Here is an 8532-nt window from a genome sequence, read left to right as displayed (position 1 = left end):
TTCGCCGTCTCGGCGGACGACTTCCTCGCCGACGAGACCCTGCAGCGCGAAGAGGTCTTCGGTGCCTGCTCGCTGGTCGTCGAATGCACCAGCCCCGACGACATGCGTCGCATCGCCGGACACCTTGAAGGCCAGCTCACCGCCACCCTGCAACTGGACGAGGGTGACCGGGACGCGGCCAAGGCCCTGCTGCCGATTCTCGAGCGCAAGGCGGGAAGGATCCTCGCCAACGGCTGGCCCACCGGGGTCGAGGTATGCCACGCCATGGTCCACGGTGGCCCCTACCCGGCAACGTCGGACAGCCGCACCACTTCGGTGGGCAGCGCAGCGATCCATCGCTTCCTGCGTCCGGTGTGCTACCAGGCCCTGCCCGAGGGCCTGCTGCCCGAAGCGCTCAAGCACGGCAACCCGCTGGGCGTGAGCCGGCTGGTGGACGGCAAGCGCGAAGGGTAAAGATACGCCTGATTGTCGGGAGGGAGGCGTCCCCTGTAAGGGGCGTCTCCCGATTTTCTCTACGCTGAAATGCCTTCTGCCTTTTCCCTAGATGACTGCCCATGACCGATCCCCGATCCCTTGACCTGGCTGAAGGCCGATTGGCGGCTCTGAGCTGGGGCGATGCATCGGCACCTGCCTGGCTGGCACTGCATGGCTGGCTCGACAATGCCGCCAGCTTTGCCCGTCTGGCCCCATTGCTGGTGGAACGCCTGGGGATCCGTGTGGTGGCCATCGATTTTTCCGGTCATGGCTTGAGCGTCCCTCTGCCGGGGGAAGGCGACTATGCCCTCTGGGATTACTGTCATGATCTGCTCGATGCCTGCGATTCCCTCGGCATCGAGAAGGCGACACTGCTGGCGCACTCCATGGGTGCCGGTGTCGCCTGCCTGACGGCGGCCGCCCTGCCCGAACGGGTGTCCCGGCTGATGTTGATTGATGGCTTGGGCGCCTTGACAACCGATTCGGGCGATGTCCCGAAACAGCTGCGCAAGGGGTTGCTGGCCCATCGACGCCCTGTGTCGCCGCCACCGCGCTATCCTGATGTCAGGACGGCCGTGGCAGCAAGGGTGGCCGGTGGAGCGACCCGAATCGACACCGAGACGGCCCAGCCACTGGTAGAGCGTAATCTGATTGCCTTGCCGGATGGCCGTGTGCAGCTGCGTACGGATGGTCGGCTGCTTCGCCCCTCACCGTTACGGCTTTCTCCCGAGCAGTTGCTCGCTATTCTGGCGACCATCCGCTGTCCCCTGCTCCTGATGGAAGGGGCGGCCGGTATCCTGGGTGATCGTGAGGTGGCCCAGCGGTTGCGTTCCGTGGTATCAGGACTCGAGCGGCGTGTGTTGAAGGGCGGACATCATCTTCACCTGGAGCCGGGCAGCGTGGCTGTCGTGGCCGATACCATCCTGGCCTGGTATCGGTCATGAGCCCCTTTTCCATTTCGCAGGAGACAGCAGATGAGTGATCAGCAGACTGCCAGCAAGGGGGAGGGCAAGCGGGTGGCTCTGGTGCTGGGCAGTGGCGGCGCACGGGGCTATGCGCATATCGGCGTCATCGACGAACTACAGGCGCGTGGCTACGAGATCGTGGCGATCTCCGGCTGTTCGATGGGAGCCCTGGTCGGGGGGATTTATGCCGCCGGGAAACTCGATGGCTATCGGGACTGGGTATGCCGTCTCGACTATTTCGACGTGCTACGATTAGTCGATGTGACCTGGAACCCCATGGGGGCGATGCGTGCCAGCAAGGTGATGAGCAAACTCGAATCCCTGATCGGTGATACCCGAATCGAGGATCTCTCCATTCCCGTGACGACGGTGGCCACCGATCTGGTGCGTCAGCAGGAGGTATGGTTTCAGAGCGGCTCCCTCCTGGAAGCGATTCGTGCCTCCATTGCCGTTCCCGGCGTGATCACGCCGGTGCATCGCGGCGAGCAGGTGCTGGTGGATGGAGGGCTTCTCAATCCCTTACCGATCATTCCCACTGTCCCCGTCGGTGCCGATTTCATCCTGGCGGTCAATGCGACCGCTCACAGTTCTCGTCCCGTCAGCCTGGAGGAACTGATGCCTCCCCAGCAACAGGCCGAGGAACCTGCCCGTGACCAGGCAAGCCAAGCGGGGAGTATGGATTTTGCCAGCTGGTTGGAAGGCGTGCGTAGCGCCACTCTGCGACTCTTCGATGGGCTGGATTCCGACGAGGACCTCGGCGACAGTGACACCGATGAATTGCGGGCACGCGAGCGGCGCGAGTGGGGGAGGCTCGACATGGTATTGGCCTCCTTCGACATTACTCAGGCGGCCTTGGCTCGCTACAAGGTCGCTGGTTACCCACCGGATGTCATGATCGAAGTGCCCAAGACGATTTGTGGCGCCTACGAATTTCATCGCGCCGAGGCATTGATCGCCCTCGGCCGACACCTGGCGGTACAGGCGCTGGATCGTTTCGAGGGTCAGCGCCATGCCCCTGAGATGGGTGACAGGATCCGGGTTGCGCCAACGGCGATCGATGACCCTGGACCGAAGGCATAGATTAGCGCTAGGAGCCTCCAATTAGAATCAGGTTCCGACGCCTCGCCGGCGCAGGAGGACATAGACGGCCCCGGTACCGCCATCGATCTCGGTGGCCGAGCAGAAGGCCACTACACTGGGCCATTCCCGCAACCAGGCGTTCACATGGCTCTTGATGACCGGATAGTCGCTGGTTGCCCCCCATGCCTTGCCGTGTACGATCAGGACACAGCGGCGTTGCGCGGTCACTGCGTCTCGAAGGAAGGCCTCCAGCTCAGCTCTGGCCTCTTCCAGGGTGTAGCCATGGAGGTCCAGACCTTCCTCCCAGCCAAAACGTCCGCGCTTGAGTTTCTGTCGTGTGCGCCAGGGCAGATCGGGAAGCGCAAAATCCAGGGCTTCAGAGGGGCGAACCGCCTCTACCCGTCCGTCGGAGGTGCGCCCCGTCGAGGCCTCCTGGCCCGCCGAGGTGGCCGCGGCCCTTCGTTCGGCCGCAGAGGCGTCTCTAGGGCGGGCACGACCCGGATTGGCACGGTTGGTCGAGAGAGGCCGCACACCGGCCTCTCGCAGGGCCTGGCGGAAGGCGTCGATATCCTCGTCATCCGGATGGTGGCGATGTCGATTCATGAACTACTCGGTCGGGCGTCGGGAACGCCAGTATAGCGGTTGGAACGTGGCTGTGAACCGCCTTGCCGGGTACAATCTCAGGGTTTCTCCGCGACCTGCCCCGGTCAATCGTCCCCATGTCCACAGGAGCCCACGTGAGCGCTTTCCATCACGGTACCTCCGCCTCCACCCTGCAGCTTACCGACGAGGTGCTCCGCGACGGCCTGTTGACCCTGCGCGATTGCCTGCGCTGGGCCGCCAGCGAATTCCACCTGGCGGGACTCTTCTACGGCCATGGCACCGATTCCGCCTGGGATGAGGCGGTGGCACTGACCTTGGGTGCCCTTCACCTTCCCTGGAATGTCGACCCTGCCGTGCTCGACGCCCGGCTGTTGCCCATGGAGCGCCTGCGTATCGTGGGCCTGGTGAGAGCCCGCATCACCAGTCGTCGTCCCTTGCCCTACCTGCTGGGGGAGGCCTTCTTTGCAGGCTTCCCCTTCACGGTGGATGAACGGGTATTGATACCGCGCTCCCCCATTGCCGAATTGATCGAGCACGATTTCGCCGCCTGGTTCCCGGAACAGCCTCCTTCACGAGTGCTCGACCTCTGTGCGGGCTCCGGCTGTATCGGTATCGCTACAGCCCTGCATCTGCCTACCTGCGAGGTGGATCTGGCCGACATCAGTCCGGAGGCGCTGGAAGTGGCGCGGATCAATATTACCCGGCACGATGTGGGGGCGCGGGTGAGGGCAGTGGAGTCGGATCTCTTCGATGGCCTGGCGGGTCGGCGCTATGAATTGATCGTCTGCAATCCGCCCTATGTCGATACCCGTGACCTCACGACCATGCCCGCGGAGTTCCGACATGAGCCCTCCCTGGCCCTGGGGGCCGGAAGCGATGGCCTGGATATCGTGCGTCGTGTCCTGCGGGAGGCCAGGGGGCACCTGCTCGAGGAGGGTGTGTTGATTCTCGAGGTCGGTAACTCCGACCGTCATCTTGAAGCGGCCTTTCCCGATGTGCCCTTCCTGTGGCTGGAATTCGAACGTGGCGGCCAGGGGGTCTGCGTGCTCACGGCTGCCGAACTCGACGCCCATGCGGCGACATTTGCCTGATTCTCGATCGCGACTTCAGAGGGACGCCCATGTCCGGCAATACCTTCGGCAAGCTGTTTACCGTTACCACCTTCGGCGAGAGCCATGGTCCTGCGCTCGGCGCCATCGTCGATGGGTGCCCCCCTGGGTTGCCGCTCTGCGAAGCGGATCTCCAGCATGACCTGGATCGGCGTCGCCCCGGGACCTCGCGGCACACGACCCAGCGTCGCGAACCCGACCAGGTGAGGATTCTCTCCGGCGTTTTCGAGGGCGTGACGACCGGAACCTCCATCGGCCTGTTGATCGAGAATACCGATCAGCGTTCAGGCGATTATTCCAGGATCAAGGATATCTTTCGTCCGGCCCATGCCGACTACAGCTACCATCACAAGTACGGTATTCGTGATTACCGTGGTGGCGGTCGCTCCAGCGCCCGTGAGACTGCGCTTCGCGTGGCGGCAGGCGCCATCGCCAGGAAGTATCTGGCGACCCGGGGCATCCTGATACGTGGCTACATGAGCCAGCTGGGCCCTATCGTCATCGACTTCAGGTCCTGGGCGGGAGTGGATGACAATCCCTTCTTCTGTCCTGACCCCGACAAGGTGCCGGAACTGGAGGCCTTCATGGACCAGTTGCGTCGAGACCAGGATTCGGTGGGCGCGAGGATCACCGTCATGGCCGAGGGGGTCCCGCCCGGGCTCGGCGAGCCGGTTTTCGATCGCCTCGACGCCGAACTGGCCCATGGCCTGATGAGCATCAATGCCGTCAAGGGCGTCGAGATCGGCGAGGGCTTTGCCTCGGTGGCCCAGCGGGGCAGCGAGCACCGCGATGAGATGACCCCCGAGGGCTTCCTGTCCAATCATGCCGGTGGGGTGCTGGGGGGGATTTCCAGTGGCCAGACGATCATCGCGCACCTTGCCCTCAAGCCCACTTCGAGCATCACCACACCGGGACGTTCCATCGATGTCCACGGTCAGGCGGTGGAGGTGGTGATCAAGGGTCGGCATGACCCTTGCGTGGGCATCCGGGCCACGCCCATCGCCGAGGCGATGATGGCGTTGACCCTCATGGATCACCTGCTCCGCCATCGTGGCCAGAACGCCGATGTCCGCGTGGATACACCACGACTCTACTGAATGGCGTCAGGCTTCATGGCTGCTACACTGTGAATAACCATCCAAAATAACCATCCAAAAGAGCACGGACATGAAGATCAACGTCGAATTTGACCTGACACCCGATGAATTCCGGCGGTCACTGGGATTGCCGGATGTGGAAGTCTTCCAGCAGGACCTCTTGAGCCGCATTCACAAGCAGATGGAATCCGGCGTGGAAGGCTATGACCCCATGAGTCTGATGCAGCCCTTCCTGCAACAGCAACCGGGCGTGCCTCAGGGGCTTTCTCAAGAGCTGACGCAGGGCCTTTCCCAGGGACTCTCCAGCTTTGGCACCTACCAGCAGATGATGCTTGACATGCTCAACCAGGCGACGTCCAAGGGCCAGGGCAAGGAAGGTACGGAGAGCAAGGAGAGCAAGGAGAGCAAGGAGAGCCAGGCGTCGACCGGTGGCCGTGAAAGGAAGAATTCCGAGGCCACCAAACCGACCGGCGCTGACACTTCTACCGCCCAATCAGGCACAGGCAAGCCGGCCTCAAGCCAGTCGACGACCAAGTCCACCGGCAGTGCCCGCTCGCGGGGCAAGCGTGAAGACGCATGACCCGAGGGCCTTGGTTGACATTGCAATGCACCTTCTGAACGACTAGACTTTGTGCAGTGCAACAATGCGTGCGTTATCGATTCCCATGCCGCACGCCAGGTAAAGACCGAAAAGAAGTACCTGCATGCAAGACAAGATGATGGAAAACTTCAACGAGCAGACACGTCAGTTCCTCGAACCGATGCGCAAGCTCAATTCCATGATGCTCGACAACATGGAGAAGATGACCCAACAGCAGCTCGAGGCCATGAAGCGCTACAGCCAGATGGGTACCGAGCGAATGCGCACGGAATTCAAGAACCAGCTCGAGGCGCTCTTTGCCGAAGCCGGACAACAGATGACCGACCAGGCTCAGAAAGCCGGTGGTTCGGCCGCCAAGTCTGGGCCTGCCAAGGCCACCAGCAAGTCTTCGACCGGCAACAAGAGCTGAACGATCCAGCCGGCATGGCGGTTATCGCCACGCCCCGGGATACATGCCAATGCCTGCCTGGTGGGCATGGGCATGTGTCTCTCTTGATTTCACGAAACAGTTTTTCACTACAGTTTTTCACTACAGTAGCTAACAGTCTGTCAGGAGGCTTCAATGCAGCAAGGGATGCAAGCACCAACTCAGGCCGAGCTGGAGGCATGGAATGACCAGCTCAAGGAAATCGGTGAGGAATATCGGCCGCTGATGGAGGACCTTCTAAAGCGCATGGTACCGAGTGCTGCCGGGGACTCCGTTCAGGAAGACATGCGCGAGAGCTTTCGTGCCGGTGCCGAGGCCCTGATGCGCAACCCGCCGCTGATCTGGCAGGCGCAGTCACGGTTGCTTCAGGATCAGTTCCAGCTCTGGCAGCAGGGGTTGCGATCCCTCTCCGGGCAACAGGTGGAGCCGCTGGTGATGCCAGCCAAGGGAGATCGACGCTTCAACGATGAGGCCTGGACCCAGGACCCTCATTACATGGCGATCATGCAGCAATACCTGCTCTTCTCGCGGATGGTCGAGGATCTGATCGATAACCTGGATGGCCTCGATGATAAGCGCAAGCGCAACCTGGCCTTCTATGCCCGCCAGCTGGTCAATGCCATGGCGCCGACCAATTTCGTCTCCACCAATCCTGAAGTCATGAGAAAGACCCTCGAGACGCGTGGTCAGAACCTGGTCGATGGCCTGGCACGGCTGCGTGAGGATCTCGCCAATTCTGCGGAAGGGCTCAATGTCAGCATGACAGACCGCTCGGCCTTCGAGGTGGGGGAGAATATCGCCGTCACCCCGGGGTCAGTGGTCTACGAGAACGAGTTGATCCAGCTGATCCAGTATTCACCCTCCACCGAGAAGGTTTTCAAGACACCGCTGCTGGTGGTGCCACCCTGGATCAACAAGTACTACATCCTGGACCTGCGCCAGGATAATTCACTGGTAAAATGGCTGGTCGAGCAGGGACACACCGTCTTCTTGATCTCCTGGCGCAACCCGAGCCCCGAGCAGCGTGACCTGACCTGGGCCGATTACATGCAGATGGGCCCCATCGATGCCATGGGTGCCATCGAACAGGCGACCGGCGAGAAGTCGGTAAACCTGCTCAGTTACTGTATCGGCGGCACCCTGACGGCCTCGACGGTCGCCTATCTGACCAGTACCAGTCGTGGACGCAAGGCGACGTCGGTGACCTACATGGCCACCCTGCAGGACTTCCGTGACCCGGGCGAGATCGGTGTCTTCCTGACCGAGCCCGTGGTCGAGGGTATCGAAGAGAAGCTCGAGCAGGATGGCTATCTGGATGGACGGGTGATGGCATTCTCCTTCAACCTGCTTCGCGAGAATGACCTCTTCTGGTCCTTCTACATCAACAATTACCTTAAGGGCGACAAGCCGGCTCCCTTCGATCTGCTCTACTGGAATACCGACGGAACCAACGTGCCTGCCGGCACCCACGGCTGGTATATACGCAACATGTACATGGAAAACCGTCTGGTGGAACCCGGTGGCATCGAGTTGGATGGAGTCAAGCTCGATCTGCGCAAGATCTCTACGCCGAGCTACTTCATCTCCACGCGTGATGACCATATCGCCAAATGGAACAGCAGCTACTATGGTGCCTTGCTGCCGAAGGGCGAGGTTACCTTCGTGCTGGGGGGCTCCGGCCACATTGCGGGTATCGTCAATCCCCCGCACAAGAACAAGTATGGTTACTGGACCAATGATGAGCTGCCGGAAACCGCAGAGCAGTGGCTGGCGGACGCGGAGCAGCAAGAAGGGTCCTGGTGGCCGCACTGGCAGGCATGGATGACCGGGCATAGCTATGCTGATACCGAGAAGATGGTTCCCGCCCGCACCCCAGGCGAAGGGGAGCTCGATATCCTCGAGCCGGCACCGGGCCGCTACGTCAGGATGACCATCCCGGAGGTGCTGGGAGAGCACCAAGCACCCAGCGCCTAGCCCCCCTTCGGGCAGCGCCCAGCTACAAGCGCCTCGCGCCGAGCCGCTCGGTAACGGGCGGCAGGTGTCGGGGGATGAAGGCCAAAACCCCATCGGATGATCAATCCGATGGGGTTTTCTTGATTTTGGCTGCAAGGCCGTCAGCATCCTGCTAGGCGCTAGGCGCTAGGCGCTAGGCGCTAGGCGCTAGGCGCTAGGCGCT

General features: G+C 61.8%; 8 protein-coding genes and 1 pseudogene. 8 read left to right on the top strand and 1 reads right to left on the bottom strand.

All coding sequences use genetic code 11. From position 1 onward, the window contains the following. The 3 genes and pseudogenes from ACESMD_RS12840 to ACESMD_RS12830 form a co-directional block, all read left to right on the top strand. A pseudogene (locus ACESMD_RS12840) lies at positions 1 to 453 on the top strand (aldehyde dehydrogenase (NADP(+))); the annotation flags it as partial. Positions 454 to 554: 101 nt separating this feature from the next. Next, a complete protein-coding gene (locus ACESMD_RS12835; RefSeq protein ID WP_372613760.1) occupies positions 555 to 1418 on the top strand; it encodes an alpha/beta fold hydrolase in 864 nt (287 codons plus the stop codon). Between the two features lie 30 nt (positions 1419 to 1448). Further along, positions 1449 to 2519, top strand: a complete 1071-nt coding sequence (locus tag ACESMD_RS12830; protein ID WP_372613758.1) for a patatin-like phospholipase family protein — start codon at positions 1449 to 1451, stop codon at positions 2517 to 2519. Positions 2520 to 2546: 27 nt separating this feature from the next. Here ACESMD_RS12830 and ACESMD_RS12825 read toward each other — a convergent pair whose 3' ends face one another. Further along, positions 2547 to 3122, bottom strand: coding sequence for a Smr/MutS family protein (locus tag ACESMD_RS12825; protein WP_372613756.1), 576 nt, complete (start codon positions 3120 to 3122; stop codon positions 2547 to 2549). A gap of 134 nt (positions 3123 to 3256) precedes the next feature. Between ACESMD_RS12825 and prmB the strand changes: the two genes are divergently transcribed. The 5 genes from prmB (at position 3257) to phaC (ending at position 8330) form a co-directional block, all read left to right on the top strand. After that, positions 3257 to 4213 (top strand): 50S ribosomal protein L3 N(5)-glutamine methyltransferase, encoded by a 957-nt coding sequence (gene prmB / locus ACESMD_RS12820; RefSeq protein ID WP_372613754.1) that lies wholly within the window; start codon positions 3257 to 3259, stop codon positions 4211 to 4213. Positions 4214 to 4242: 29 nt separating this feature from the next. Further along, complete coding sequence (aroC, locus tag ACESMD_RS12815) at positions 4243 to 5328, top strand: chorismate synthase (RefSeq protein ID WP_372613753.1); 1086 nt, start codon at positions 4243 to 4245, stop codon at positions 5326 to 5328. Between the two features lie 70 nt (positions 5329 to 5398). Continuing rightward, positions 5399 to 5908: a DUF6489 family protein gene (locus ACESMD_RS12810; RefSeq protein WP_372613751.1), complete on the top strand. Its 510-nt coding sequence runs from the start codon at positions 5399 to 5401 to the stop codon at positions 5906 to 5908. A gap of 124 nt (positions 5909 to 6032) precedes the next feature. Continuing rightward, a complete protein-coding gene (locus ACESMD_RS12805) occupies positions 6033 to 6338 on the top strand; it encodes a phasin family protein (RefSeq protein WP_372613749.1) in 306 nt (101 codons plus the stop codon). 153 nt (positions 6339 to 6491) lie between these two features. Then, positions 6492 to 8330, top strand: coding sequence for a class I poly(R)-hydroxyalkanoic acid synthase (gene phaC, locus ACESMD_RS12800; protein WP_372613747.1), 1839 nt, complete (start codon positions 6492 to 6494; stop codon positions 8328 to 8330). Positions 8331 to 8532: the final 202 nt, after the last annotated feature.

This window comes from Halomonas sp. (genome assembly GCF_041689495.1).
Lineage (GTDB): Bacteria > Pseudomonadota > Gammaproteobacteria > Pseudomonadales > Halomonadaceae > Halomonas.
Note: the sequence above shows the minus strand (reverse complement) of the source record. Positions and strands in the feature narration are given on the sequence as shown.